Annotated in this window: 24 protein-coding genes, 1 tRNA gene and 2 pseudogenes; 16 read left to right on the top strand and 11 right to left on the bottom strand. The window is 68.5% G+C overall.

The features are described 5' to 3' along the window. Positions 1 to 13 precede the first annotated feature (13 nt). On the bottom strand, positions 14 to 1,273 hold the full coding sequence (locus tag ACFYP5_RS16825; RefSeq protein ID WP_389036030.1) for a tyrosine-type recombinase/integrase: 1,260 nt from the start codon (positions 1,271 to 1,273) through the stop codon (positions 14 to 16). 11 nt (positions 1,274 to 1,284) lie between these two features. Beyond that, complete coding sequence (locus tag ACFYP5_RS16820; RefSeq protein ID WP_389036196.1) at positions 1,285 to 1,464, bottom strand: helix-turn-helix domain-containing protein; 180 nt, start codon at positions 1,462 to 1,464, stop codon at positions 1,285 to 1,287. Positions 1,465 to 1,873: 409 nt separating this feature from the next. On the opposite strand from ACFYP5_RS16820, the pseudogene ACFYP5_RS16815 reads away from it, so the two are divergent. Beyond that, positions 1,874 to 2,692 (top strand): annotated as a pseudogene (locus ACFYP5_RS16815) (IS5 family transposase). A 158-nt stretch (positions 2,693 to 2,850) separates the two neighbouring features. On the opposite strand, the gene ACFYP5_RS16810 reads toward ACFYP5_RS16815, so the two are convergent. After that, positions 2,851 to 4,260: an ATP-binding protein gene (locus ACFYP5_RS16810; RefSeq protein WP_389036028.1), complete on the bottom strand. Its 1,410-nt coding sequence runs from the start codon at positions 4,258 to 4,260 to the stop codon at positions 2,851 to 2,853. A gap of 993 nt (positions 4,261 to 5,253) precedes the next feature. On the opposite strand from ACFYP5_RS16810, the gene ACFYP5_RS16805 reads away from it, so the two are divergent. Then, positions 5,254 to 5,733, top strand: coding sequence for a hypothetical protein (locus ACFYP5_RS16805; RefSeq protein ID WP_389036026.1), 480 nt, complete (start codon positions 5,254 to 5,256; stop codon positions 5,731 to 5,733). A 1,056-nt stretch (positions 5,734 to 6,789) separates the two neighbouring features. Here ACFYP5_RS16805 and ACFYP5_RS16800 read toward each other — a convergent pair. After that, positions 6,790 to 7,002, bottom strand: coding sequence for a hypothetical protein (locus ACFYP5_RS16800; RefSeq protein WP_389036023.1), 213 nt, complete (start codon positions 7,000 to 7,002; stop codon positions 6,790 to 6,792). Positions 7,003 to 8,239: 1,237 nt separating this feature from the next. On the opposite strand from ACFYP5_RS16800, the pseudogene ACFYP5_RS16795 reads away from it, so the two are divergent. The 5 genes and pseudogenes from ACFYP5_RS16795 to ACFYP5_RS16775 form a co-directional block, all read left to right on the top strand. Beyond that, a pseudogene (locus tag ACFYP5_RS16795) lies at positions 8,240 to 8,461 on the top strand (FAD-dependent oxidoreductase); the annotation flags it as partial. A 362-nt stretch (positions 8,462 to 8,823) separates the two neighbouring features. Continuing rightward, positions 8,824 to 9,831: a phytoene desaturase family protein gene (locus ACFYP5_RS16790; RefSeq protein WP_389036022.1), complete on the top strand. Its 1,008-nt coding sequence runs from the start codon at positions 8,824 to 8,826 to the stop codon at positions 9,829 to 9,831. 358 nt (positions 9,832 to 10,189) lie between these two features. Continuing rightward, the gene (locus tag ACFYP5_RS16785) at positions 10,190 to 11,542 is read left to right on the top strand and encodes a hypothetical protein (protein WP_389036020.1); all 1,353 of its coding nucleotides are present in this window, start codon (positions 10,190 to 10,192) and stop codon (positions 11,540 to 11,542) included. A 363-nt stretch (positions 11,543 to 11,905) separates the two neighbouring features. Continuing rightward, complete coding sequence (locus tag ACFYP5_RS16780) at positions 11,906 to 12,925, top strand: LLM class flavin-dependent oxidoreductase (RefSeq protein ID WP_389036018.1); 1,020 nt, start codon at positions 11,906 to 11,908, stop codon at positions 12,923 to 12,925. 248 nt (positions 12,926 to 13,173) lie between these two features. Then, positions 13,174 to 14,169 (top strand): hypothetical protein, encoded by a 996-nt coding sequence (locus ACFYP5_RS16775; RefSeq protein WP_389036017.1) that lies wholly within the window; start codon positions 13,174 to 13,176, stop codon positions 14,167 to 14,169. On the opposite strand, the gene ACFYP5_RS16770 is transcribed toward ACFYP5_RS16775, so the two are convergent. After that, on the bottom strand, positions 14,160 to 14,753 hold the full coding sequence (locus ACFYP5_RS16770; RefSeq protein WP_389036015.1) for a hypothetical protein: 594 nt from the start codon (positions 14,751 to 14,753) through the stop codon (positions 14,160 to 14,162). The two genes, ACFYP5_RS16775 and ACFYP5_RS16770, sit on opposite strands and share 10 nt — an antisense overlap. Positions 14,754 to 14,932: 179 nt before the next feature. Here ACFYP5_RS16770 and ACFYP5_RS16765 point away from each other — a divergent pair, with 179 nt between their 5' ends. Further along, complete coding sequence (locus ACFYP5_RS16765) at positions 14,933 to 15,550, top strand: HhH-GPD-type base excision DNA repair protein (protein ID WP_389036014.1); 618 nt, start codon at positions 14,933 to 14,935, stop codon at positions 15,548 to 15,550. 78 nt (positions 15,551 to 15,628) lie between these two features. Here ACFYP5_RS16765 and ACFYP5_RS16760 read toward each other — a convergent pair whose 3' ends face one another. After that, on the bottom strand, positions 15,629 to 17,263 hold the full coding sequence (locus tag ACFYP5_RS16760; protein WP_389036012.1) for a helicase HerA-like domain-containing protein: 1,635 nt from the start codon (positions 17,261 to 17,263) through the stop codon (positions 15,629 to 15,631). Positions 17,264 to 17,366: 103 nt separating this feature from the next. Here ACFYP5_RS16760 and ACFYP5_RS16755 point away from each other — a divergent pair, with 103 nt between their 5' ends. Together ACFYP5_RS16755 and ACFYP5_RS16750 are read left to right on the top strand one after the other, a co-directional pair. Beyond that, a complete protein-coding gene (locus tag ACFYP5_RS16755; protein WP_003955420.1) occupies positions 17,367 to 17,663 on the top strand; it encodes a type II toxin-antitoxin system VapB family antitoxin in 297 nt (98 codons plus the stop codon). 104 nt (positions 17,664 to 17,767) lie between these two features. Then, positions 17,768 to 18,385, top strand: coding sequence for a LytR C-terminal domain-containing protein (locus tag ACFYP5_RS16750; RefSeq protein WP_389036010.1), 618 nt, complete (start codon positions 17,768 to 17,770; stop codon positions 18,383 to 18,385). A gap of 72 nt (positions 18,386 to 18,457) precedes the next feature. Here ACFYP5_RS16750 and upp read toward each other — a convergent pair whose 3' ends face one another. Further along, complete coding sequence (upp, locus tag ACFYP5_RS16745; RefSeq protein WP_326604676.1) at positions 18,458 to 19,093, bottom strand: uracil phosphoribosyltransferase; 636 nt, start codon at positions 19,091 to 19,093, stop codon at positions 18,458 to 18,460. Positions 19,094 to 19,196: 103 nt separating this feature from the next. On the opposite strand from upp, the gene ACFYP5_RS16740 reads away from it, so the two are divergent. The 4 genes from ACFYP5_RS16740 to ACFYP5_RS16725 all read left to right on the top strand — a co-directional run bounded on the left by ACFYP5_RS16740 (position 19,197) and on the right by ACFYP5_RS16725 (position 20,857). Continuing rightward, positions 19,197 to 19,415: a hypothetical protein gene (locus ACFYP5_RS16740; protein ID WP_389036007.1), complete on the top strand. Its 219-nt coding sequence runs from the start codon at positions 19,197 to 19,199 to the stop codon at positions 19,413 to 19,415. A gap of 187 nt (positions 19,416 to 19,602) precedes the next feature. Further along, the gene (locus ACFYP5_RS16735; RefSeq protein WP_313941605.1) at positions 19,603 to 20,172 is read left to right on the top strand and encodes a hypothetical protein; all 570 of its coding nucleotides are present in this window, start codon (positions 19,603 to 19,605) and stop codon (positions 20,170 to 20,172) included. Positions 20,173 to 20,253: 81 nt separating this feature from the next. Then, on the top strand, positions 20,254 to 20,682 hold the full coding sequence (tadA, locus tag ACFYP5_RS16730; protein WP_389036194.1) for a tRNA adenosine(34) deaminase TadA: 429 nt from the start codon (positions 20,254 to 20,256) through the stop codon (positions 20,680 to 20,682). A 90-nt stretch (positions 20,683 to 20,772) separates the two neighbouring features. Then, positions 20,773 to 20,857 (top strand) — tRNA-Ser (locus ACFYP5_RS16725). A 105-nt stretch (positions 20,858 to 20,962) separates the two neighbouring features. Here the strand turns inward: ACFYP5_RS16725 and ACFYP5_RS16720 are convergent. Further along, a complete protein-coding gene (locus ACFYP5_RS16720; protein WP_389036005.1) occupies positions 20,963 to 21,436 on the bottom strand; it encodes a cupin domain-containing protein in 474 nt (157 codons plus the stop codon). 24 nt (positions 21,437 to 21,460) lie between these two features. Here ACFYP5_RS16720 and ACFYP5_RS16715 point away from each other — a divergent pair, with 24 nt between their 5' ends. Next, the gene (locus tag ACFYP5_RS16715) at positions 21,461 to 21,649 is read left to right on the top strand and encodes a hypothetical protein (RefSeq protein WP_389036002.1); all 189 of its coding nucleotides are present in this window, start codon (positions 21,461 to 21,463) and stop codon (positions 21,647 to 21,649) included. Positions 21,650 to 21,945: 296 nt separating this feature from the next. Continuing rightward, a complete protein-coding gene (locus ACFYP5_RS16710) occupies positions 21,946 to 22,167 on the top strand; it encodes a hypothetical protein (RefSeq protein ID WP_389035999.1) in 222 nt (73 codons plus the stop codon). Between the two features lie 354 nt (positions 22,168 to 22,521). Here ACFYP5_RS16710 and ACFYP5_RS16705 read toward each other — a convergent pair whose 3' ends face one another. From ACFYP5_RS16705 to ACFYP5_RS16695, 3 genes are all read right to left on the bottom strand, one after another. Further along, positions 22,522 to 22,803, bottom strand: a complete 282-nt coding sequence (locus ACFYP5_RS16705) for a hypothetical protein (RefSeq protein WP_389035996.1) — start codon at positions 22,801 to 22,803, stop codon at positions 22,522 to 22,524. A 123-nt stretch (positions 22,804 to 22,926) separates the two neighbouring features. Beyond that, positions 22,927 to 23,910 (bottom strand): tetratricopeptide repeat protein, encoded by a 984-nt coding sequence (locus ACFYP5_RS16700; protein ID WP_389035993.1) that lies wholly within the window; start codon positions 23,908 to 23,910, stop codon positions 22,927 to 22,929. Positions 23,911 to 24,099: 189 nt separating this feature from the next. After that, positions 24,100 to 24,663 (bottom strand): hypothetical protein, encoded by a 564-nt coding sequence (locus tag ACFYP5_RS16695; protein WP_389035991.1) that lies wholly within the window; start codon positions 24,661 to 24,663, stop codon positions 24,100 to 24,102. Positions 24,664 to 24,681: the final 18 nt, after the last annotated feature.

Here is a 24,681-nt window from a genome sequence, read left to right as displayed (position 1 = left end):
CTTCGACGTTGTCTCAGCCCTCGTTGTCCTGGTCTTTGTCCACAAGGGCTGTTTGTGGAGCTCCCCAGATCGCCGTGCCGATCTTCCGGGCCACCTCCTTCAACAGATGGTCGGGGACGTGGGGGTACCGCGCCCGCATCCGTGCGGCCCCGCCCGGTTCCCAGCCCATGATCTGGTCGATGACCCGGTCCGGTACGCCCAGCAGCATGAGGACCGTTCCGGCGGTGTGCCGGGCATCCCGGACCGCCGCGTCATCCAGGAGTCGCTTCCAGTCGTGGTAGTCCGTGTTCGGACTCAGCGGTCCGCCCGTGAGCTTGGTGAAGACGTAGTCCGATTCAGTCCACAGATTCCCGGCGGACTCGCGTTCCCGGGCCTGAGCCTCTTTGTGTGAGCGCAGCATCAGGACCAGCGGACCCGGCAGGGGTACAGCGCGACGCCCGGCGCGGGACTTGGTGTTCTTGGTCTCACGCCGTGCCTGGAGGCGGTCAGGGCAGTAGCCGGCCTTCCGGCCACACGGCGCGGTCTCCGTGCACCCGTGTTCATACTTGAGCCGCAGCCGGTTCCGGCGCAGCTTCAGGTACTCGTTGTCCAGGTCCACGTCGGCCCACCGGAGTCCGAGCGTCTCGCCCTGCCGGAGTCCGAGCGCCAGTGCCAGCATCCAGCGGGCGCTGTTCCGGCGCTTGTTCACCTCGATCAGGAGGCGCTGGACCTCCTCCACGGAGTAGGGCTCAATCTCCGTTTCTTCTTCCATCCGCGGCGGCTTTGCCAGGGCAACGGCGTTCTTCGTGGCGTGGCCGCGCCGCGCCGCCTCACCGAGGGCGGTGCGGGCGGTGCGGTGTGCCTGGTGAGCGGTACTGGCCTTGCTGCCGTTCTTCTGCATGCGGCGGTAGAGGCTTTCCAGGTGTTCCGGCTCCAAGCGGTCGATGCGGTGCTTGCCGATGCCAGGAACGAGGTGGACGCGAACGGCAACCTCGTAGCCGTCGTACGTGTTCTCGCTAACGGCCGGCTTGGCGATGTTCTCGACCCAGTGCCACAGCCACTTGTCGACCGTCCACGGCTTGCCAGGCTGCTGAGCCGATCCCTGGTCACGCTGCTTCTCCAGCTTGCGGACCTCATCAACCAGTTCTTTGCGGGTGGGGCGGGTGAGGTGCCGCCTGTAGGGCGTGCCGTCGTCCTTGTAACCCATGGGCACCCGGGCGTGCCAACGGTCGTCTTTGCCGTAGTAGATGGCCGATTCGCCGTTGGCCCGGCGGGTGCGCTTCTTCTCTTCCACAAGGGGTCCTTTCAGGCGGCGGGCTTGTTGGCGGCGCGCAACCGGTTCACGTACTCGGGGATGGCAACGGCGGGCACTCGGCGGAGTCGGCCGATGGGGACGGACTCCAGCTCTCCCGTACCGATGAGCCGGTAGCAGACGGTGCGGCCGATCCGGAGGCGGCGGGCAGCCTCCTCCACGGTGAGCAGCACGAGGGTGTTGTCGAACGTGTCGGCGGGGCCGTGTCCATGCGGAGATCTCCCTGGGACCGAAGGAGCGAGCTTGGGGGCCTTGCAGAGGTAGTGGCTGCGCGTGTGTGTCCGAGGTTCGGATTTCTGCGTCACCGCGTCATCAGCGTCACTTAAGCCTCTGACCTGCGGTTTTGGGTGACGCTGCGGATCTGGGGTGCGTCACCGGTGCGTCATCGGCTGCGTCACCGGGTGACGCAGGTGACGCAGGATGACGCAGAGTCGGCCGTCTGCGTCATCACTGTCGGCGCAGGTCAGGTGCCGTTTTCCGGTCCGGGTGACGCAGGTGACGCAGCGTCTTCCCTCTTAGAGGAGCTAACAGAAAGGACTCGACGGGCCATGTCCTGTTCCGGGGTGGGCCGTTGGTCAGGCTGTGGGGAAGGGGAACGGCCCGCCGTGGCTGATATCGGATGACCTGTGGGGACGAGTCGAGCCTCTGCTGCCGGTGCGCTCGCGTCGGCTTCGCCATCCCGGCCGCTTGCCGCTGGACGACCGCAGGTGCCTGCAGGGCATCTTGTTCGTGCTGCATACCGGCATCCAGTGGGAGTGGCTCCCGCAGGAACTCGGCTTCGGCTCCGGGATGACGTGCGGGCGTCGGCTGCGGGACTGGAACGAGGCTGGCGTATGGGACCGGCTGCACCAGGTGCTGCTGACCGAGCTGCATCAGGCGGGGAAGTGGACTGGACCCGGGCGGTGATCGACGGCTCACACCGACAGGCACGGCGAGGCGGCCCAAACAGGACCGAGCCCGGTCGACCGTGCCAGACCGGGCTCGAAGCACCATGTGATCACCGACGCGCACGGCACTCCGTTGGCCATCAGCCTGACCGGCGGAAACCGGCACGATGTCACCCAACTGCTGCCTCTCCTCGATGCGATACCGCACATCAAGGGCCGCACCGGTCGGCCACGCCACCGGCCGCGGCAGCTGTTCGCCGACCGCGGCTACGACTTCGACAAGTACCGCCGGCTGCTGCGGAAGCGCGGGATCAAGCCGGTCATCGCCCGACGCGGCGTGCCGCACGGTTCCGGGCTCGGCACCGTCCGCTGGGTGGTAGAGCGCACCAACGCCTGGATCCACGGCTTCCGACGCCTGAGAATCCGCTGGGAGATCCGCGACGACATCCACGAAGCGTTTCTCAAGCTGGCATGCTGCGTGATTACTTACCGACGCGTCCAAGCATTGTGTTAGCTCCTCTTAGGACAAAGAAGGGGCTGCCTGCAGTACTTGGGTGCGCCTTACAGAGCGAAGAAGGAGCCGCTTCGCGGCGTGACCTTTGGGCGGCGTGCCGCCGAACAGCAAGAGGCACGTGCTCTTCTTGCTGTTCGCTTGAGCGTGCGGATCGCGGATCAGAACGCCCGCGACTGCTCGTGTGACGCCGGCGCGGCCGTGCGGGTCATTTCGAGGTAGCGGCCCGCCTTGGTGCGGCCCGAGTCGATGAGGACGCCCCGTGCCGCCAGCGTGGGCTGGAGGCGCTTGAGCCGGTCGGAGAGGACTTTGCCCGTGGTCGGCCACCCCTTGGGCAGGGGACGGCCATCCTCGCCGCTGTAGAGGCGGCTGAGGCAGTGCAGCCACTCCGTGGACGTCATCTGCTGCGCCGCGCCCGGTTCGATGGTGTCGGCGTGCCTGAGGATGGTCTGTGCGAGGAGGTCGCCCTCGATCACGTCGTCGTTCAGGTCGTCCAGACTGGCCCGGTAGGCCGGGAGGGCCCCGAGACCGGTCGCGGCGTCGAACTGCGCGCACAGGTGGGCGAAGTCGGCCATCCGCAGGTCAGTGGGGGTCTCTGCCTCCACGGCACGGACCTTGACCGTGAGGTCCAGGAGCGAGCCGAGAACGACAGGCAGAACCTCTGCGTACTCCGCCCACAGTTCCGCCTCGGTGCGCCGGACACGGGGCCGCTCCAAACGCAGCGGCAGGAGCCGTTCCCTCAGGTCGGGCCGGATGACTCCCACATCGATACCGGTGAGGAGCAGGGGTCGGCGGTAGCCGACGCGGAACACGTCCCCGTCGGTGAACAGCGCCCGCTTGACGCTCTCGGCACCGGTCACGATGCAGCACATCGCGTCCGACAGGTCCGGCGTCATGTGGGAGAGGTTGTCCAGGGCGGTGACCCATCCCGCCGCCACCGCCGCGATCAGGTTCTCCTCATCCTTCGGCGCTCGCCGCAGGTCGCCGCTCATCCCCTCGACGATCCGCACGAGCATCCGCCCGCCCGTGGACTTCCCCGCGCCCTGCGGCCCCGTGAGGAACGGCGCGGGCACGGGCACAGACGGCCCGAGACAGCCGATCAGCCACGCGATGGCCAGGCACTCGGTCTCCGCGTTGGCGAAGTTGCACAGCCGCATCAACAGGTCGATGCCCTTGCCGTCGGTGTCCTTGGCCGGCAGGGGCAGTTCCCCGGTGAGCTGGGTCCGCCTCCAGCAGACCTCATGCGGGTCGGGGGTGAGAATGTCCCAGCCGGTGGGGTGGATGCGGACGGACTGCCCGTCGTCGCGGCCCAGGTCCAGCCAGGTTGCCCCGTCGAACCCGGGGGCTGCGCGGATGTGTACCGGCTGGACGTCCTCGGTGAGTGCGAGCGCTTCGATCAAGTCCAAGGCCTCCTTGAGGGCGGTCCCGTTGAACGCGCCGCGACCGTCCTTGAACAGGCCGACCATGAGTTCCTGTCGGTGACTGCCGGTCGTGCCCTGGGAGCGGATCGGCCGTGTCGGGCGGCGGTCCAGGTGCAGCAGGGAGAGACGTCTGGACCACCACTCGTACACCAATCCTCATGCCGGCCTGGTCCCCGCGCATCCCGGCCTGCAGTGGGGTGGCAAGGGAGACCACCACGCACACCCTTTGGGACGGCTCCCTGCGCCAACAAGCGTTGTTGAGAAAGCGTGGTCTGGCCCATCGGTCCTATAGAGGTCGAGGCGATGCGGGGATGAGCCCTCCGTTCACCGCGCGGGCGTAGAGCCGCTGGTGCCACTCATTGGCATCCGGTCCGGGATCTGACGCCAGCACGGGGTTCGGGCCCGTCTCGATCAGATGCAGAAGAGTCCAGGCGACGCCGTAGCAGTCGTCGGGACCGAAGCAGGCGATGAGCGCTTTCGCTTCCTCCCGTGTGACCGGCCGACCGATCGCAGAGATCTGCTCGACGCGCCTGTCAATCTCCTCTCCGCTCGCGTCACAGTCGGGGAGTGGGCCATCGGCCACGAATGCCTGCACTTCGGGTCTCATGGGTGGATGATCTCGTGTCTGCCGGCGGCTGCCCCTTCTCCGGGTCCTTCCGATCTCGCCTTCCGACCGCCCGGGGTTCGACACGTCACTGGTCCGGGTCCAGAAGCGCGCGAACCTGACCCCATTTGCGTCCGATCAGCTCGTCCAATGCGCGGATCTCCTGCGCGCCCGGATGCTCGACGAAGCAGAAAGTGTGACCTCGCGCGGCAATCAGTGGTCGGCCACTATCGGCCCTCTCAGCATGACGCTCACCCCGACCGGCTGAAAGCCGCAGGCAGTGCGCCGAACCGGCGTGTCTAAAGGGCATCCCGATCGCGGCATGACCGGCGAGCTGAACGCCTGCCGGTTCGAGAACCTGAACTTCCCGCAGAACGGGCAGCGGGCAGAGCAGCGTCCTTGCGGTTTAGGTCAGTCACGCCCACGTGAGTGGCATTTGTGCGAGAGCTGCGTGTCCGCCCAGGGTGGATGACGTTGCCCGGGTAAGCATTTCCGCGTCAGGTCACAAACCCTTTCCACAAAAAAGGAGAGCGTACGGAATGGAACCGAAGCGCAAAATTGCCGCAGCTCTGACTGCCGCAGCCATGATGACGGTCATCGGGGCTGGCGCAGCAGAAGCTCAGACACAGCCTAAGGCAGGAGATACGGCGCAGGTCAACGCTCAGTCAAATCCCAAGCCCAAGCCCAAGCACTGCGTCGACATCGACTCTACAGCGACTGAACTGACGACCTTCGAGTACGTCAAGTACGTCGCGGCGGTGTGTGACGGCAAGGTGTACGTCTTGTCGGTCAATGAGGCGACGCCGACTCTCGCTGATAGTGAATGGAAATTCGTGGGAGGCCCCACCGACGTAATCGATGTCACGCTCGCATCTAATACTGAGGGCGTCGTCCCCGTCGGCCCCACGGTATACGTCACCGTTTTGACTAAGAAGGGAAAGGTGTGGGAGGGCAGATGCCCCGGTGCTTTGCCGCTCGGGCCGTGCGAATGGACACAGCTGACCAATCCGCCTCAGTGATCCGAGGCAGCCTGATCCCCCTCGGCGGGCTCGTCGTGACGTAATTCTTTTCCGGCGGCGCCGCGACTCTCCCTGTCGTTAAACACTGCTTCCCTCAAGCTCGAAATGTCGAGTGACGGAGCACGATGAAACGCCCGCCGAGAAGGCAGCGCCGCGGGATAGCCCAACTGCCTGGGCGGTCCCTGGGTCGCCTCTGGGCCGGCCGAGGCCGCTCGGCCGGGGCCGGTCGGCCAAGCACTGGGAGCCCACTGGCGACGGGGCGATGCGGAGGAGTCTGAGTATCAAGCCCGGCGAGACCGGTACGCGCAGCGATGCCTGCCTTCATCGGCCAGAGCAGTCGCGTGCTCGGCAGGCATCTGGAGCGGCCTTAAAGGACCTTTATGTCCCGTGGTCCGACAAGGCGTCCTTCACCGCCGCTCGTTGTCCTGTTCCTTGTCCAGTTCGCTCACGCCCGCCTTGGTTCGCCGACGTACGCCAGCCCTCTCCGATCTGCCGAGTGGCCGTCCATGAACGCTCACGAACGGCCACTCGCACAGTTGGAAAGCGTGTTGGGGGCAACCCCTCACGAGTTCGAATCTCGTATCCTCCGCCATTGCTCTCACCGGGCAATACGTCGAAGGGCCCCACCGCTTGCGGTGGGGCCCTTCGACGTTCGTAGTCTCATCTGCAGTCTCAACGAGACTTCTCAGAGCCCTCCGGCCCGCTCTCCTCGGGGTCCTTGGCCACTTCCCAGATGGGTCCACCGACCCGCTGCGCAACGTCGGCAAGGATGCCGCCCGTCACATGCTGATACCGGGCCGCCATCGCCGTGGACGACTGCCCACGGCCAGAAGCGGCGGAACGCGTCGGCCGAAGACACGGCCGCCGCAAGGGGCACTGGACTGTCCTCGGCCGCCGGGGCCACGGGCTTGATGTGAGCCGAGTCGGCGTGTGTCGCGTCCGCCAAGCGGGGTCACCTTCTCGGGGAGGGAGCCGGGTGGGGCATGCGGCGGAAGGGGGCGACGGACGGGACGCGCCGTCGCCCCCGATGACGATCCTCGGGTGAGGCGGCGATGCTTAGTAGCCGCCGCCGTAGCCGCCGCCGTAGCCGCCGCCGTAGCCGCCGCCGTAGCCGCCGCCGTAGCCGCCACGGCCACCGTAGCCGCCACGGCCACCACGGCCGCCGTAGCCGCCACGGCCACCACGGCCACCACGGCCACCACGGCCGCCGTAGCCGCCACGGCCACCACCTCGGCCACCGCGGCCGTTGAAGATCGAGAAAGCGCTCATGACGTACCTCCTGTGTGACTGGATGTGCCGGAAGGACTTCGCAGCCAATTGGTTGCCTGAGATCGGCCCCAACGGCACCGAAGACATTTATGCAGCTGGGGTGGGACCCCTTGGGCAATCCGGCGTGGACTGGGGTGATCGATCAGAACCCTCTACGAACGTACCTAGATCAGCCTAAGAGTGCTCGTTCATGCACAAACAGTGACAGCCCTCGTGTGGGTGTGTGACACCTCGGCGGATGTCTCCCGAGGGCGGTAGAGAAGCGACCCAGTTCGCGGCGCCGCCACACGGCTGCCGAACCTGCCTTTGAGGCTGTGAGATCAATGCCTGACGTGAACTCAGTAGCCCTGCGCCGAATACAGACTGACGCCACATCATGTGTCGTCGGACGGGATGCGCCGTTGACCGCCGCCCGCTATGGGACCGCGCTCGGGCAGCATCGGAGCGGGGTGCCACGACCCTCGGGCAGCATCGGAGCGGGGTGCCACGACCCTGGGGCACGTGATCGGAATGGTCGGGAATCGCGGCAGCCATTCAGGTGACGTGACCACCTGAGGAACTCTGTCGCCGGAGGACATCGAGACCGCTGGTCTGACTGCAGTCTTTGACGGCAACACCGGTGCACCCTGCCGTACCAGGAAAGTCGATGCCGGACGCTGCGCAGGACGCTGGCGGCCCGCATGCCCGGCCCTTCGGCCGCCGGAAGGAACTCCTGAAGCGGGTGTCAGCCCTCAGCCCCACTCGAACGTGCTGCGGGGTCCAGGGCTGCCGTGCGGGCAGTCCCGCAGTCTCATTCGCAGCCGTTCGCGGCCGTTCAGGTCTCCCGCGAGCAGCCCAGTGGCCCGGCTCGCGGACGACCGTGAACCAGCACGAACGGGGCCGTGCAGAGTTGGAAAGCGTGGGGGGCAACCCCTCACGAGTTCGAATCTCGCATCCTCCGCCATTGCTCTCACCGGGCAATACGTCGAAGGGCCCCACCGCTTGCGGTGGGGCCCTTCGACGTTCGTCGTCCTGACGCTGCTCGCGGCCCTGCTACTCGGCGCGCCGGTGCGCCGGTACCCGACGCTGAACGGCCCGGTCCAGGCCGACGGCGGCGGCCTGGGGGGCGCCTGCAAGCGTTGGACAGCCCGGCTCCTGAGGGGAAGGCTGGATTGGCGAGGGCCGCGTCCTCGTCCTCGCTGGTGGTGGCTCGCTCAGGCGGAGCCTTGGCGCCCCGCCCCACGTCAGAGGAGCGCTGATGACACCTACCTTCGACGCGGTCGTGATCGGGTCCGGCGTGAACGGCTTGGTCGCCGCTGCCCAGCTGGCCAAGGGCGGCTGGTCGGTGGCCCTCGTAGAAGGAAGCGACCGGCTGGGCGGCTTCATCGCCACCGAGGAGCGCACTCTGCCTGGCTACCTGCACGACACGTACTCCTCGTGGCACCCGCTGTTCGTGTCCGGCGGGGCCTACGCCGCCCTCGGTGAGGACCTGCACCGTCACGGTCTGGAGTATCGCAACACCGACGGACTGATCACGGGCACCGTCACCGACGAAGGGCGCGTGGTCCTTGCCCACCGCGACCCCGCGGCCACCGCCGAGATGTTCGGCCACTCCGAGGACCGAACCGCCTACCTCACCCTGCTGCAGAGGTTCCTCGACAACGCCGACGCACTGGGCGGCATCCTGGGCGGTGAACCACGCTCGCCCCGTGTGCTCCGGCATGTGGTGAAACTGCTGCGCCGCGAGCGCTTCAGTGGCACCGAGCAGTGGTTGCGGGCCGCCGTGACCAGCGGCCGCTCCTACTGCCGCGGCACCTTCCGCGGCGACGAACCTGATGTGCTGTGGATACCCTGGCTGCTGCACGCCGGACTGTCTCCGGACCACGCCTTGGGCGGCCTGACGCTGCCTGTCATGGCCGCGACCCTGCACGGTTTCGGCATGCCCGTGGTGGCGGGCGGCGCTTCGTCCGCGCCTTCGAGGCACTGCTCGGCGAGCTCGGGGTTCACATCTCCACGGGGCAGTCGGCGAAGCGGCTGCTCCTCGCAGGCGGCCGGGTCGCGGGCGTCGCCACCGACGGCGAAACCATCCGGGCCCGCCACGCCGTCCTGGTCTCGGTAACCCCGACCGCGCTGTACGGCGAGCTTCTGCCGCAGGACGCGCCCGTCCCGCCCGCCATCCGTGACGAGGCAATGCGCTATCGGTACGGACGCGCTGCGATGCAGCTCCACGTCGCCCTCTCCGCCCCGCTCGGCTGGCGCGATACGCGCCTGGCCGGCATACCGCTGGTCCATCTCAGCGACGGGTCCGCGAGCACCGCGATCGCGTGCGCGGAGGCCGAGGCGGGACTGCTGCCGCGCAGGCCCACACTGGTCGTCGGCCAGCAGTATGTCCTGGACCCTTCACGCGTTCCGGACGGCGCGGCTACCTTGTGGATCCAGCTCCAAGAACTGCCCTACAAGCCGACCGGCGACGCGGCGGGCGAACTGGACGCCCACGGCCGCTGGACGAAGGAGCTGACCGAGGGATACGTCCAACGGGTCCTGGCCAGGATCGCGCTTCACGCGCCCGACCTGCCGGAGAAGCTACTCGCCTGGGACGCCGTCACACCGTCGGACCTGATGGCGCACAATCCGAACGCGGTCAACGGCGACCCCTACGGCGGCTCGGCCGAACTCGACCAGGCCCTGCTGTGGCGCCCCCTACCGGGCGCGGCCCGGCACGCCACACCTGTACCCGGCTTGTGGCACATCGGCGCCTCGACCCACCCCGGCCCGGGCCTCGGCGCCGGATCGGGGCACCTCGTGGCCCAGCACCTCATCCGCGGCAGGCGCCGGAGCAGCCGCCGCTGACACGCGGTGAGGTGGGCATCTGTCCGGTCACCCACGTCGACGGCACTACGGCCCGCTTCCGCTACTGACCACGTGGACGCCCGAGCCAACACGGCCCGTCCCGTCTCAGTGCCCGTCTCATTCAGCCCCGTCCACGGGCGTTCAGGCCAGTCCCCGAACCGTCACCGATCTCTCGTGACTGAGGAAGTCGCATCGTGCCGAGTGGAAGAGCGGTCGATTCGCCGACCGCGTGACGCACACCGGGACGCCCCTCGGAGGCGTCACCGTTGCTGTACAACTATTCGTTCTGCTCGTTCGTCTGGTAGTGATCCGCTGGATTACTCACCGTTGAAGGGCTGTTATGCGTACACGTGTGACCGTGGCTCTCGTGCCCGTCCTGATCGCCGGCCTCACTCCGCTGCTGGCCTCCCCGGCAGGTGCCGTCGGGGCGAGGTACGCCGACGACTTCAATGGCGACGGCTACCGCGACCTCGTGATAGGCGCGCCGTACGCCGCGCCGAACGGTGTCGACCGGGCAGGTTTCGTCAGCGTCGTGTACGGCTCGGCGGCGGGCCTCGGTCCTTCCGAGCCTGCTGTGATCAGCCAGAACAGCGCCGGCATCCCAGGCGCCGCGGAAGAGGGCGATGCTTTCGGGAGCGCCTTCACCAGTGCCGACCTGGACGCAGACGGCTATGCCGACCTGGTGGTCGGCACCAAGTACGAGGACGTCGGGACCGTTCGGGACCAGGGTGCGACGACCATCCTGTGGGGCAGCCGAACAGGGCTGAGCGGTGCAGCCGGCGTGGCCAACCATGCCCCGGTCATCGACGGCTACTTCGGCGACGTGCTGGCCGCGGGAGATTTCACGGGCGACGGCCATCCGGATCTCGCGGTCGTGCAGAGGGACTACACCCTGCGCCTCTACAAGGGGCCGTTCACCCGAACCGGCGCACCCAAGGCCGTCATCACCAAGAAGCTCGCCATCGGCGCGGAGAAGGCGATCGCAGGAAAGATCAACAAGACGGGGGGTGTCGACCTGGTGACGGTGAACTCCAGGACCACGCAGGTTCTCCTCGGCACATCCACCGGTTTCAGCGCCAGCAGCAAGACCATGACCGGTGGCGAATCAGCCACTGTCGGCGACTTCGACAAGGACGGCTACGGTGACGTCGCGGTGGGGAGAGGCTGGGCCGACGTCGGGGGCGTCACCGCGGCCGGGCGGGTCGGTGTCGCATATGGCTCCTCCTCCGGACTGAGCACTACGCGCAGTACCTGGAGTATCAGCCAGTCCTCGGCCGGACTGCCAGGGACGCCGGAGGAGTACGACCACTTCGGCTCCGACGTCTCCGCCGGTGATGTCACGGGTGACGGATACGCCGATCTCCTGGTCGGCGTCAGTTCGGAGAACAACCGAGGCGGGGCGACCGTCCTCAAGGGATCGGCAACCGGATTGAGCGGCTCCGGCGCGCGGTGGATCTCGCCGGACGCCGCAGGCATGCCGTACGCCTACGGCACCGACTTCGGCAACAGCGTGCTCGTCCGGGACACCAATGGAGATGGCAGGCCGGATACGGCGATCGGCGACTACAGCGCCAACGGGTGGCGGGGCGCGGTGTGGTCGCTGCCCTCGAACGCCACCGGTCCTGTCACCACGGGCTCGAAGATCATTCATGCGCCCGGAACCTCCGCCGGATCCGACCTCTCGACGGAGTTCGGCATCCTGCTCGGCTGAGTCGGATCGAGGGGGCTCCGGCATTTCGGGCACCCGCTCGGAGGTGGAATCCGCGGGCGGCGGTCACCGGACGGATGCGGATAACCGCGTTCTCATTCAATGTCGTTCGCGGCCGTTCGACGCTGCTGCAGGCCGTCCATGGCCCCGGCCCACGGGCGGTGTGAACCAGGACGAGCAGATCCATGCAGAGTTGGAAAGCGTGGCGGGGCAACCCCTCACGAGTTCGAATCTCGTATCCTCCGCCATTGCTCTCACCGGGCAATACGTCGAAGGGCCCCACCGCTCGGGAGGGCCCTTTCGCCATCGGCCACAATCGGGGCAACGCCGGTGTACGACAGTACCCGTGAGCGATGGAGGAATGCTGTGCCGCCGACCTCGAAGCAACTGCGGAAGCTGGGTTTTCTGACCATCGGGCTGTTCGACGAGACCGATCCGCGCCGGGGCCACGAGTCGACCCTCTCGATCATCGAGCTGGGTGAGCGACTGGGCTTCGACAGCGCGTGGGTGCGTCACCGGCATCTGCAGTACGGCATCTCGTCCCCGGTCGTCGTCCTTGCGGCGGCCTCCCAGCGCACCAGCCGCATCCAGCTGGGCACCGCGGTCACCCCGCTGGGCTGGGAGAATCCGCTGCGGCTGGCCGAGGACCTGGCGACCGTCGACATCCTGTCGGGGGGCCGCCTCAATCCAGGGGTCAGCGTCGGGCCGCCCATGCGGTACGAGCGGGTGAAGCACGCGCTCTACCCGGACACCGCCGACGCCGAGGATTTCGGTTACGAGCGTGTGCGACGGCTCCTGGCATTCGTACGTGGGGAGCCGGCCACCGACTTCACCGGCAAGGAGGGTTTCGAGGCGTACTCCGACCGCGTCCAGCCGCACTCACCCGGCCTGGCCGGCCGTATGTGGTACGGCGGCGGCAGCCTGCGGTCGGCGCGCTGGGCTGGCGAGCAGGGCATGAACTTCCTGACCAGCAGCGTCGTGAAGGCGGAGGAGTCGGAGGACTTCGCCGAGATCCAGCTCTCGCACATCCGGGCCTTCCGCGCCCATCACCCCGATGGCGAGCGTGCCCGCGTCTCCCATGGGCTGGTCGTCATCCCCACCGACACCGCCTCGGCGCAGCAGCGCGCCAAGTACGAGGCGTACGCCCTCGAGCGGATGCCTCGCACCACCGCCCCGCAGGGGCCGGCCCGCATGATGTTCGCGCCCGACCTCGTCGGAAGTTCCGCAGAGATCGCTGAACGGCTGCATGCCCACGCCGCGTTCCGTGAGGTCGACGAGGTCGCGTTCGCACTGCCCTTCACCTTCGACCACGACGACTACGTCCAGATCCTCACCGACATCGCCACCGAGCTCGGCCCGGCTCTCGGCTGGCAACCGTCTGCCTGATCCAGGTCGCCACGAGTGCTCGCCGGCCTCGACGGCCATCAGTGCCCGAGGCGGCGGCGGAGATTCCCGACGTCACGTCAATTTTCCCTGACCTGGCGGCTGTTCGGCCCACCACAACCCGGCCGGCGGCGGTCGGGTGATCCGGCTGAGCGCTGTTGCGTGGCCGTGACAGCGCTGGATCGATTCCGGGGTCGACGGCTGCCACGCTTCGTTCATCACGCAGTGCCATCCAGGGGGGATGCATCATCATGCCTGCACGCAACCGTCTCGCCGCCATCGCCGCGATCACTCTGATCACCACCAGCAGTGCGATGCTCCTCACCGCCTGCGATCCGTCGGGTTCCCCGGAGTCCGCCTCGACGCCCGCCTCCTCAGGCAAGTCCTCCGCCTCTCCCGGCAAGTCCTCCGCCGCGCCGTCGAGTGACGGCGGGGCGAGCATGAACGGGACCTCTGCGGCCAACCGGCTGACCATCAGCGACGGTTCGAACACCGTGCTGATGAACGGCACTTCCGTCGACTTCGGCACCGCGGTACGGGATCTCGCCTGGTCCCCCGACGGGTCCAGGGCCGCGTTCATCGACGGCGAAGGTGATCTGGTGGTCTCCGCGGCCGACGGCACCGGACGGAAGATCGTCGCGAAGAACCCGGGCGGTCGGACCTGGTCCCACCCGACCTGGCAGGTGTACGGCAAGGACGACCGGGGCGACCACTCGGGTGAGCAGAACCTCATCTTCACCGCCAAGCAGGGCGGCACCCTCGAGCTGGACGTCGTCGATGCGACCGCCACCGGCGCCACCCCGAAGCCGCTGCCCCTCGCGAACAGCGAGGACACCACTGCGCAACCGCCCCTGACCGGCAACCAGTGGCCGAACTCGGGCGGCCCGCAGGGGTTCACGGCGTACGCCAACACCGACGGCCAGGTCTACCTGCGCGACGACTACGTGCGGCTGGGCGGTGGCGCGACGGCCAAGGGTTCCGAGCCCGCGCTGGCACCCGACGGGCGGACCGTGGTCTTCGTCCGCTCGGTCGACGGGCACGATCACCTCTTCGAGAAGACCGGGTACGACCACTCCGAGAAGGACCTCACACCGGACGCGACCACGGACTACACCGAGCCTGCCATCTCGCACGACGGCAGGACCATCGCCGTCCGCACCCCCGACGGCATCTACACCCTCCCGATCGACGGTTCCGCCGCCCCGACGCGGGTCTCGACCCGGGCCGGTCTGCCGGCCTACCGCTGAGTCCCGGCCGGCCGGGCCAGCTCGGCGCGCAGCTCGTCGAGTTGCGCATCGGCCGTCGCGTGCGGCCGGAACTCGATCACGTCGAGGAAGCGGAACAGTACGTGGGTGTCGGTGACCGCGTATTCGTAGTCGGCGAAGCCCACCACCGCACCGGTCCCGCCCCGGACGGCGCCCCGGACGACATGCGCGGTCATGTCTTCCGGGTCTTCCGCCGACAGCCCTCGCCGCGCGTTCGGGCGGGCCAGGTAGGGGCAGACCATCGAGGCGTACAGCATGCACGCCCGGTGTCCGGGACCCTCCATGGTCGGGGCGAGATTGCGGTACGGGCGGCCGGCGGCCAGTGCCTCTTCGATCGCGGCGGCCTCGGTGCCGCCCACCACCCGCCACACCGGGCCCCGGGGTATCAGGGTGTTGCAGACCGAGCACAGCCGTCCGTGCGCGCACTCCGCGCTGCGTCCGTAGTCGGTGAGGGCGAACCGGGGCTCGTCCCCTTCCCATGGTGTGATCGCGGGAACGGGATAGCCGCGGCTGTCGCGGGGCCTGGCCCGGACGGCGGGCGGCATCGGGACGCTGTCGACATGCACCGCCCATGCGTACCAGGCGCACTCACCCGGGCACCAGTGGATGTGGCCCGTCCGGATCCGCCGGTGCAGCGGCGGGCCACCGAACACTCCCTGGACGCGGTCCTCCTCCGGCGGCGGCGATCGGCCATCAGCGGCACCTGGACTCGCCGTCGCCCGCCGCTGTCGCGATGATCGAAGACATGACACAGAGCAACAGGAGCAAGGCCATCACTTTGCAGATCGCTCAACAGCCGGAGGCCGACGAGCTTCTCGGCCGCAGCCCGCTAGCGGCCATGATCGGCATGCTGCTGGACCAGCAGGTCCCGATGGAGTGGGCCTTCTCCGGCCCGTTCACCCTGGCGCAGCGGATGGGCTCCGACGACCTGGACGCCCATGAGATCGCCGCCTACGACCCCGAGGCGTTCACCGAGCTCTTCACCGCCAAACCCGCTCTGCACCGCTATCCCGGTTCCATGGCCAAACGGGTCCAGCAACTGTGCCAGTTCCTGGTCGCGGAGTACGACGGTGACGCGAGCGCGGTCTGGAGCGATGCCGGGACCGGCGCCGAGCTGCTGAAACGGCTGAAGGCGCTGCCCGGGTTCGGCGCCCAGAAGGCGCAGATCTTCCTGGCTCTGCTCGGCAAGCAACTGGACGTCCGGCCGACCGGCTGGCGGACCGCGGCGGGGCCGTACGGGGAGGCGGGGTCGCACCGTTCGGTCGCCGACATCACCGGCCCCGGCTCACTCGCCAAGGTCCGCGCGTACAAACAGGAGGCGAAGGCGGCGGCGAAGGCGGCGGCATCAGCAAAGAAGAGGTGAGGCCGCAGCGGCGCACGGCCGCCGGGCCGGCTGTTCTCAGGTGGGAGCCGCCGGCCGGCTCCCACCCCACCGTCTGCGCTACCCCCTGCGGCGCGCCGTGCCGAAGAGCGAGCGCGAGATCTCCCGTCCCAGCTGCGTCCCGACCGACCGCGCCAGCGACCGGAACACTCCACTGCCCACCACCTGTTCCACCAGCGAGTCGTCGTCCTCCGGGTGTCCGGACCTCTTCGACGGCTCTTTCGCCGGCCTGCCCGCAGCCTCGGCCGCGGCCCGCTGCTCCGCCTCGTGCTCGGCGGTCAGCTTCTCGTACGCCGACTCCCGGTCCACCGGCTGTGCGTAACTCCCGTACAGCGATGATCCCTTCACCGACGCATCCAGTTCCACCGCACCGAGCGGACCCATCAGCGACTGCGGCGACCGCAGCCGGGTCGCGGCGACCGGGGTCGGCGCGCCCTTCTCGCTGAGCACGGTGATCACCGCTTCGCCGATGCCCAGCCCGGTCAGCAGCTCCTCCAGGTCGTACGCCGACGACTTCGGGAACGTCTTCACCGTCGCCCGCAGCGCCTTCGCGTCGTCCGGGGTGAAGGCCCGCAGCGCGTGCTGCACCCGGTTGCCGAGCTGCGCCAGCACCTCCCCCGGTACATCGCGCGGGGTCTGCGTGACAAAGAAGATGCCCACTCCCTTGGAACGGATCAGCCGCACGGTCTGCGTGATCGAGTCCAGGAACGCCTTCGACGCCCCGTTGAAGAGCAGATGCGCCTCGTCGAAGAAGAACACCAGCTTGGGCCGCTCGATGTCGCCGACCTCCGGCAGATCGTGGAAGAGATCCGCGAGCAGCCACATCAGGAACGTCGAGAAGAGCTGCGGCTTGTCCTGTACGGCCGCCAGTTCCAGCACCGATACCAGTCCCCGGCCGTCCGGCGCCTGCCGCAGGAACTCCGCGGTCTCGAACTCCGGCTCACCGAAGAAGTCGCCCGCCCCCTGCTGTTCGAAGGCGGTGAGCGACCGCAGGATCACCCCGGCCGTGGCTGTGGAGAGCCCGCCGATCCCCTTCAGTTCGGGCTTGCCGGTGTCCGAGACGAGAAACGCGACGACGGCCCGCAGATCCTTCAGATCCACCAGCTCCAGGCCCTTGGCGTCGGCGTAGTGGAAGATCAGGCCGAGCGACTGCTCCTGCGTACGGTTCAGCTGGAGCACCTTGGAGAGCAGTACGGGACCGAAGTCGGTGACCGTCGCCCGCAGCGGAATGCCGGGGCCGATGCCGCCGAGGGCGTAGAACTCGCACGGGAAGCCCTTGGCCTCCCACTGCTGCCCGACCTGCCCGGCCCGCTCGGCGACCTTGCCGCCCGGCGCGCCGGGAGCGGCGATGCCGGACACATCGCCCTTGATGTCGGCGAGAAAGACCGGCACGCCGTCGGCCGACAGCTGTTCGGCGATGAGCTGGAGGGTCTTGGTCTTGCCGGTGCCGGTGGCGCCCGCGACGAGTCCGTGCCGGTTGAGCATCGCCAGTGGGATCCGGATCTGCGCAGCAGGCAGGCATGCCCCGTCCCAGAGCAGCGCACCCAGGTCGAGGGCGGCGCCGTCGACGGCGTACCCGTCCGCGATCTCCCTGGCCTGCTGCGGCAGCACGCCGACGCCCTCTCCCGGGCCCGCTCCGGCGCCGTCCCCGATGCCCGATTCCGCGCTCCCGCCCGTGCTGTCGCTGCCACTCATCACGGCCTCTATTCCGGAATGTCTGCATTTATGACGCTCTGGCCAGCATCGCAGTACCGCTCCATAGCTGCGCCCGGAGGCTCTTGGCCGGTAGGCTTTCCGTGTGATCTTCAAGCGCATCGGAAATGGGCGGCCATATCCCGACCACGGCCGGGAAAGCACCCGGCAGTGGGCGGATGTCGCGCCGCGCCCGGTCCGCCTCGACCAGCTGGTGACGACCAAGGGTCAGCTGGACCTCGAAACCCTCCTCGCCGAGGACTCCACGTTCTACGGCGACCTGTTCGCCCATGTCGTGAAGTGGCAGGGCGACCTCTATCTGGAGGACGGGCTGCACCGCGCGGTCCGCGCAGCGCTCCAGCAGCGCCAGGTGCTGCACGCCCGGGTCCTCGAACTCGGCTGACGAACGGCACTCATCGGGTGCTTTCGGGTGCTTTCGCACCCGGACGGGTGCCATCGGTTGATCATTTAGTACGCATCTTCACCGGGTCGCACTACGCTGCGCCCATGAGCATGCTCACTCCCCCCGGCCTGGGCGGAAAGTACCGCATCACGGGCGACAAGTATCCGCGCATGCGGCGTCCCCGGCACCGCCGCAGACTGGTCCTCGTGTCCCTCGCCTCCGTGCTGACCCTCGGGCTGGCCGGATGGGGGACGCTGCAGCTCATCGACGTCTTCACCGGCGACAGGACGGCCAGCGCCGCCGACCGGAAGTCCGACTGCCCCTCCGTCAAACCGGCGGCGCCCGCGAAGGCGCTCCCGAAGCCGGCGAGGATCACGGTCAACGTCTACAACGCGACACCGCGCGGCGGGCTCGCGAAGGCCGCGGCCGACGAGCTGAAGAAGCGCGGCTTCCGCATCGGCAAGGTGGGCAACGCCTCTGCCGCGTACGACAAGAAGGTCCCCGGCCCCGGAATCCTGCTGGGCGCCCCGGCGGCCACGAGCGGCACGTTTCCGGTCCTCGGTACCCAGCTGACGGGCGCCACGCCGAAGACGGACACCCGCAAGACGGCGGATGTCGATCTGATCCTCGGTACGGCGTTCAAGAAGCTGAACACCCCTAAGAGCGCTGCTGCGGCCCTTGCCGCACTGAACAAGCCGGCCCCCGCACCCTCCTGCGGGTGACACCGCAGTACAGGATGCGAGGGCCGAGAGCCTTCTTCGGAACCGTCGGGCCGGACAGCCCCTGGGGTCTTCCTAGTCGACGGTGCCGTACATCCGGTCGCCCGCGTCGCCGAGCCCCGGCACGATGTAGCCGTTCTCGTTGAGCCGCTCGTCGACCGAGGCGGTGACCACGGTGACAGGCGTACCGGCCAGGTCGCGCTCCATCACCTCGACGCCCTCGGGCGCCGCGAGCAGCACGACGGCGGTGACATCGTCCGCACCGCGCTTGATCAGCTCCTGGATGGCCGCGACCAGCGTGCCGCCGGTGGCGAGCATGGGGTCCAGGACGTACACCTGGCGGCCCGAGAGGTCCTCCGGCATCCGCGTGGCGTACGTCTCCGCCTTGAGCGTCTCCTCATTACGGATCATGCCCAGGAAGCCGACCTCGGCGGTCGGCAGCAGCCGCACCATGCCGTCGAGCATGCCCAGACCGGCCCGCAGGATCGGCACGACCAGGGGCCGCGGGTGAGACAGCTTCACGCCGGTGGTCGGCGTCACCGGGGTCTCGATGTCGACCTGCTCGGTGCGCACGTCCCGGGTGGCCTCGTAGGCGAGCAGGGTGACCAGCTCGTCGGCGAGCCGCCGGAAGGTCGGGGAGTCGGTGCGCTTGTCGCGCAGGGTGGTGAGTTTGTGCGCGACCAGCGGGTGGTCGACGACGTGGATCCGCATGGGCTCAACAGTAGCCGGGCCACCCGCACCCGTGCGCTGGCATCAATCGCCCGTTCGGCGGGAAGGTGGGGGCATACGGACCCAGCCTTGGGGTGATGCGCCGATGTCCGACGGGGAGCAGCAGGAGCGGGACCAGCCGGAACCGCAGGGCCGCCGGGACACGCTGGACGCGCCCGAGACGGATGTGGAGCGCCGCAGGCGCCGCGCCCAGTTCCTGCGCGAGCTTCATGAGGCGAAGGCGCTGCGCGACCGGGTCCAGCCACGCCGGGCCAGGGCCGCCCGAATGCGCCAAGCCATGCGGATGCGGACCTTCCGCTGGTAGCCGCCGGGACCGCCGGACGGCCCCCTGGAAGCGGTGTTGTCGACAACTCATGGACGACGCAACGGTCGAACTCCTCTCGCGAACGCTCGGTTTCTGCCACGATTCCGATGGGCGGGGCACAGGACAGCCGGATCACCGACTGTCCTCCCGCCGGACCGACACCCCTATGACCAGTGGGAGAGTCACGGTGTACTTCGCCGCACTGCTCGCGCGCACCGAAGACGGGTGGGAAGCGAGCGACACGGAACTCGACGATGTGGAGACCCTGTCCGATCTGACGGATCTGGCCCGTGAGGCCTCGGTGGACGAGGACACGGTGCTCGTCTTCATCGAGCAGGAGGACGCCTGGTTCGGCGTCATCCGGGTGGACGGAGAGGAGGACCCCCGTATCTACATCTCGGATGCGTCCGCCGCCGCCCGCTCCTCCTACGGGGAGATCCTGCTCACCGATGAACTGCTCGGCCGCGAACCCGAGGCCGAGGACTCGATTGCCGCCCTCGAAGAGCTCGTCGGCCTCGACGGTACGGAGGACGGCGAACCGGACCACACCACCGACAACAACAACGACACCGACCTCGACGACAACGACGACGACGGGCTCGACGCCGACGCCGTACCGACGGGTCCGCTCGGTGACACCGGGGTCCTGGCCGACCTCGGACTCCCCGAGAAGGAGCTGCTGATGCTGCGGACGGACGCACTGGTGGAGATCGCGGACGCGCTGGGAGCGGCCGAGGTCCTGGAGACCGTCCGTTAGGGTCCGCGGGTGACCGAACGACCGGGCCCGCACCGACTGCCAGAACCGCACGATCCTGTACGGGACCCGTGGCGCGCGCCCATGCGCCGCGCCCTGGACGAGGCCGCGCACGCGGCGCGGGCCGGCGATGTGCCGGTCGGCGCCGTCGTCCTCGGCCCGGGTGGCGCCCTGCTCGCCACGGGACACAACGAACGTGAGGCGACCGGTGATCCGACCGCGCACGCCGAGATCCTCGCTGTGCGCCGGGCCGCCGCGGCGCTCGGCGAGTGGCGGCTTTCCGGGTGCACGCTGGTGGTCACCCTGGAGCCGTGCACGATGTGCGCGGGCGCGCTCGTGCAGTCCCGGGTGGCCCGTGTTGTCTACGGGACACGGGACGAGAAGGCGGGCGCGGCGGGTTCGCTCTGGGACGTTGTACGGGACCGGCGGCTCAACCACCGCCCCGAAGTGATCCACGGAGTTCTGGAGGAGGCCTGTTCCGCCCAGCTGACGGCCTTCTTCCGCGACCGCTGACGCTACGGCACGCCTGCCTCCGGCCAGTCTTCCGCGCACGCCGGGGAATCGGATTTCGACCCACGGCCGAGATGGTCTAAGCTCTCTCTCGGTAGCGTGTCCGAGCGGCCGAAGGAGCTCGCCTCGAAAGCGAGTGTGGGGAAACTCACCGAGGGTTCAAATCCCTCCGCTACCGCAGATGGATGAAGGGGCAGACCCATTTGGGTCTGCCCCTTCACTGCGTCGTAGGTCCGCGACACAAGGCAGGATTTCGGTCTCACCATCGCGACAGACAGAACACCTAGTTGGGCGGATCCTCGATTTTGAGCTTGTCTCCCGTGCCGGAGATGAAGATGACCAGCAGCTTCGCCTCCTTTGTCCGACTCGTGTTCTCCGTGAGCACGTGGTGGGCGCCCGGCGGCTCGACCCAGTTCTGGCCTCGGTGGTACGTACGCACCGGCTCGCCGGCGAGCTGGCTGCGCACAGTTCCCTCGAGCACGTAGGCGTAGACAAAAGCCGCGCCGTGCCGATGCGGCACCGCACGTGCGTTGGGCGGGAAGTCCACGATCGCCGAGGTGAACGTCTTGCCCTTGACGTTCGGAAGTGGCTGTTCAAATACGGGCGATAGTGTCTCGGACGCGCGCTGCGAAGCCACGGTGGCCGTTGGCGCCGCCGGCACCGCGGCGGTCGCACGGTCTACTGCGGGGGAGCATGCGGTGGCCGTGGCCATCATGCCGGCAGCCAGCAAGCCGCTGGCGATCCGCATTCCGATCATGATTGCTCTCCTTTCTGGTCTTCGGTGACCGGATGGCTGCCCGCTCCCAGCTTTGAGTTCGGCAAGGTGGGCCACCGCATCGGCACCGGAGAGGCCGGGGATCTTGCCGTACGAGTCATCCGGAGCTCCGTCGCCCTCGACGAGGCGACACCACAGTCGACCGCGTACGGCCTGATGGCCCCGCTCGATGTCGCGAGCCGGACACTCCGGTAACCGGTCGGTGTCGCCACGCCGCGTCCGGGGCCCTTGCCAGTGTTACGGCAAGGAGGCCCCACCGCATCGCCACGCCGACCCTGATCCCGCGCCCCACCTGCCTGCGTTGCCTGATCGGCACTTACTCCCGGCCGCCGGGTCGTCCTCCACCCGTTCCAGCTTGCGCACTCCGCCCAGACCCCGCTGTCGGCCAGATGGGCGTACAGCCGGAGGTGCACGAAAGCGCCCCACCGGGCGCTGCTGCGTGTGGCTTACGTGAGTGAGCGCGGGTTGCCGTTCGGGGCGAGGCTTGGTCCATGTCCGGATACCTGCCGATCGTGATCTACCCGCCTGATGAGTCGGGTGGTCGCCGGGTGCGTGTGGACGGGGAAATCCTCGGCATGGCGCACAGTCTCCGTGATGTCACCGAGTTTCTGCGTCGGGCTGGGATGAATGACATCACCGAGGAGGACGTGGCCCTGTCCGGCATGATCGATTGGCGTGGGGGTGGGCCGGACCTGTGGCCGGCCCCGTGGTGAGCAAGCCCCGAATGCACGAAACCCCTGTCTCAGCCGTGGCCTGGCCCGAGACAGGGGCGGAATGCTCGGGGGTGGGGTTCGAACAGTCTGAGTCCGCCCCCCCTCCCGAGTGTGGGGGGCGGAGTCGCCGTCCGGCCGCGGCCGGGGTGAGGGTTCGGCTCCGTGGACCGGACGACTCATCCACTCAACCAGCCCACGATCCCCTGGCTCAAACCCCACGTAGGCCATCCGGTGGTACGGCGAGATCCGTGATCCCCGCCGGTGGGGACGTTCCTAAGGGCTGTCCCCCGCTACGCAGCCACCGAAGTGCCCTCGCTCCGGCCGTAGCCGGAACAGGGGGCGTGCATAAGCGCGTCAGGGAGCCCCGTCGACGACGGAGACGACGCGGCCAAGTCCAGCGCTGGAGGTGACGGCGGTGTCCACGCCGTTGAGGGCTTCGCTGCTGACGGGCTGCGCGTACTCGAGGATGTCCTCAAGCCGTCCCCTGCTGAGTCCGCCGTTGTCGAGCCGCTCAGTCTCGATGTACGTGACGCTGTCTTGGGTGAACACCCCGGTCACCCGGACCTCGTAGTCGTGCTGCGGGGCGCCCGGGAAACGCAAGGCCCAGATGGAGCCGATCCGTGGATGTCCGGTCATGCTGACCAGTCTGTCAACTGCTTCTCCATGTTGAGGGCCTGGTCGCGAAACTCATCGCCAAGGCTGGACACGGCGCTTCACCGACCGCGGCTCTGTCCGAGCGTCCTGCCGGAGAGTGCGTGTTCAGTTCTCGCAGATACGGCGCGCCTCGTCCACGAGTCTGTGGGGCAGCCCCGGTCCCGCGCACGCGTAGTCGATCAGCAGGTCCCGGTAGGAGGTGTTCGCGAGCTCCGGAGCCAGGACGATCAGGGCCCGTAGGTCGTCGGACGATCCGGACAGGCGCGTGCGATAGGCGGCACTTGCCGCGCGCAGGGAGGCTTCCCGCGGCTCGTGTTGCAGGCCCCGTTCGACGAGACCCACGGCAGCGGCGAAATCACCCTGCTCGGCGCGTACGTCGGCAAGGTCCAGATGGAGGGACCAGTTGGCAGGGTCCAGGGTCAGGGCGCCTTCGAAGGACGCCGCAGCCTGGTCCAGGTCGCCCATCGCCCGCCAGGTGCTCGCGCGTGCGACCGCAGTCCACATGACCCGATCGACGGCATCGCCACGGTCGCACAGGGTGAAGGCCAGCTCGTAGCGGCCGCAGGCACGGGGCAACCGGGCCATGGCGGCCAGCGACTCCGGCACGGGACTTCGTTCGGACACCACGTCGATGGCATGGAACCAGGGCGTGAACCGCTCGCGCATCTCGTCGGTGTCCAGGTCGTGGCCGTAGTCCAACGTCCGCAGACACGCCTCCGCCAACGCCTCGGCACTCACCGCGCCGAGGAACCGCGCATCGCCGAACCAGAGAACGGTGCCCCACGCCACGTCGGGCCGCGCCCCCGTGACCGAACCGAGGGCCATCACCGCGTCGTCCATGTCCCCGTCGAGGAAGAAGAAGTAAGCCTGTGCCAGCACAGCGCTCAAGGACCCGTCCCCTTCGAGGCCCTCCCTGAGCTCCGAACCACGGTCCCGCCACAACTCGGCGAGGACCGCATGGGGCTCCGGGGCCGCCGGCGCGGAGGCTATCGCCCCCGCCAGGAACTTCACGGCGCCGACCGGGCTTCCGCCGCAGTGCGCCATCACACCGGCGAGAGCGACTCCCGCTGTCACTGACTGATTCGACATCGACAGAGAATAGCCATGGCCGAGGGCTGTGTGGACCGTTCCGCTTGCGGGGCGGTGCAGCCATCAGTGATCCGTGCGTGATGCCAACCCAGCCGGCAACGACGGCACGAGCTCCCCGGTCCCAGGTCCTGTCCGGCGGATCATGGCGTCGTAGGCTCCAGGTCATGCACGGCACTGGATGGAAGATGCCTACGCCTCACCATCAACTCTGGGCAGTGACTCCGGAATTCGGCCGGTGGCCACCCAGGATCTGATGACCGGCTCCGCGGGCGATCCGAAGGCGCCCGCGAGCAGGACGTGTAGCAGGAGCTCGGCGGCCGTTGCGAACAGCACGGGGGAGGACTCCTGGTCGTAGCCCGCCCGGTCGATCACCAGCCGGCCGGCTGGCAGGGCCCCGCTGTTGAGGTATGCCCACAGGCCGTGCGCCGCTTCGTGATCCAGTCCTTCGGGCAGGCCCGGCAGCAGCGCACTGCGCAGCAGCCCCTGCTGTGGGGTAGGCCGGACCGTCTCCCAGAACCTGACCCGCCAGGCCAGCCGGTCGCCCTCTCCCGGCACGAACTCGCCACCCACCAGAGCCCTGAACTGAAGACTGCCGTAGTTCTGTTGCAGTTCCAGAACTGCGCGGGACCGGACGCCCGTGGTGACCGGGCGTGCGAGGTCCAGCCCGCTGAGCTGCCTCCTGCCCAGGAGGCTGAACTCACGGCGGTCGTCGTCGATTGCCGCGCTTCGGCCGGACGTCCTCACCACAAACACGCAGAACTCCTCTGTTTC

Origin of the sequence: Streptomyces sp. NPDC005262 (assembly GCF_042872425.1) — a bacterium.
Lineage (GTDB): Bacteria > Actinomycetota > Actinomycetes > Streptomycetales > Streptomycetaceae > Streptomyces.
The sequence above is the reverse complement of the archived record's forward strand: the minus strand, read 5'-3'. Positions and strand labels throughout refer to the sequence as shown.